This window comes from Actinoplanes sp. NPDC024001 (genome assembly GCF_040638955.1).
Lineage (GTDB): Bacteria > Actinomycetota > Actinomycetes > Mycobacteriales > Micromonosporaceae > Actinoplanes.
The window spans coordinates 1-1,828 of sequence record NZ_JBEZZB010000363.1 but is presented as its reverse complement, the minus strand read 5'-3'; the positions used below and the strand labels follow the sequence as shown (position 1 = coordinate 1,828).

The 1,828-nt window shown below is 77.2% G+C and carries 1 protein-coding gene; it reads left to right on the top strand.

Annotated features, from left to right (window positions below; genetic code table 11):
• Positions 1-1,592: 1,592 nt before the first annotated feature.
• Positions 1,593-1,828, top strand: a 236-nt coding sequence (locus tag AB0F81_RS51180) for a hypothetical protein (protein WP_360211739.1), incomplete at its 3' end; no start/stop codon positions are given.

Genomic DNA, 1,828 nt, shown 5'->3' with positions numbered 1-1,828 from the left:
AGCGCCGGCAGGGGCGGGGGAGGCGCTGCCGCTGCGGGGTGCATCGGTGCGGGCTGCGCGGGAGCGGGCGGCCAGGCTGTCGCGGCGGCCGGCTGCTCGGGAACGGCGGGTACCCCGGGTTGAACCGGCGGCCGGGCCGGGGGAGGCCAGGCTGCGGCGGGTGCCGGCTGTGTGCCGTTCTGGTCCTGCGGCATGGGGGTCCAGCCGGCAGGCATCGGCGGCCGTGCGGGCGAGACCGGGCGGGCACCGGCCGGCGGGTTCTCGTCCGGGACCATCGCCCACGGTCCGTCACCGTCGGAGAGGAAGACGTGCGCGGTCCGCGGCGACCGGCGGGAACGCTGCTGCGGAAGGTCCGGCCCGCTACGTCCCGGCTCACCCGGGTAGGCGGGGCCGTCAGGACGGATCGGCGCCGGCACGGTCGGGCGCCCGGCAGCCGACTGCTCCGGCCGGGATGCCGCCACATTCGGGTAGCCCGGTCCAGCCGCGTAACCGGCTGCCGGAGATTGCGGACTCGCCTCCCGATGCTCAGAGGCTCCCGGCTGCGGCCACGCACCGGATGGCTGCGGCCATCCGCCCTGCCCCTTGGCAGCGGGTGGCTGCGGCCACGCGTCCTGGCCGTTGGCAGCGGGTGGCTGCGGCCGTCCGTCCCGGCCGTTGGCAGCGGGTGGCTGCGGCCACCCGCCATCGCCGCCGGCTGCGAAGGGCTGCGGCCACGCGTCTTGCGGGCCGGCCGCAGCTTGTTGTGACCACGCTGCTGGGGAGTCGGCGGCAGCTTGCCGCGACCACGCGCCTTGAGGACCCGCTGCAGCCTGCTGCCAAGCGCCGTGTCCATCTGTGGTGGGCGGCTGGGGCTGCGTGTCGTGCTGGCCGGGGACCGGCGTCTGCGAGCGCATGTCGCCCACAGCAGGTCCGCCGTTCGGTCGCTCGGGACCGGGGGATTGCCCGCCGGCGGGCGACTGCGGCTGAACATCCTGGACGCCGGACCCACCTGCGGGTTGCGCAGCGCCGGGGTGAGCGGCAGGGGAGACCGGCCGGATCTCACCGGTGGCGACCCCGGGCTCGCCCGGCCTGACCGATCCGGATCGGGAGTCTGCCGGCGGCTGCGCCATCGGGCGTGCCTCGAGCGTTGCCTCCGCGTGCGCGGCGGGCTGCTGCGGGCCTGATGTCCGCGGCGGCCCACCGATCACCCGCGCCGGGGGAACCGGCGCCGGTGCCGCGACCACACGCGGCGTGACCGGCGGAGCGGCCTTGATCACGCGAGGTTGCGGTGGAGGCGTGGCCCGGCTGACCACCTTCGGCGGCAGGGGCGGTTCGGCGCGGCGCAGCACGCGTGGGGAATCCGCGTCGCCGGCCTCGCCACCTTGCGGCTGCCCGTTCGTCGCGGTCCCCGGCTCCGGCGTCCGGGTTCCGGGCTCGTCCGACGCGGTCCGGCCGGCTTCGGTCCGCTGGGCGACCTGCTCGCCTGCCCGGCCGGAGCGGGAGTCCGTGTCGGCCTCTGCCTGCTGTGCGGTCCACTCGTCGGCTCGGCCGGTGCGAGCGTCCGTGTCGACCTCCGCCTGGGGTTCGACCCATTCTTCCGCTCGGCGGCCGTCTTGCGGTTGAACGCGGCCGTCCTGCGGGAGGGCGCGGCCGTCTTGCGGGAGGGCGCGGCCGTCCTGCGGATGGGCGCGGCCGTCCTGCGGCAGAGCACGGCCCTCCTGCGGATGGGCGCGGCCGTCCTGCGGCACAGCACGGCCCTCCTGCGGATGGGCGCGGCCCTCCTGCGGCAGAGCACGGCCCTCCTGCGGATGGGCGCGGCCGTCCTGCGGCAGGGCGCGGCCGTCTTGCG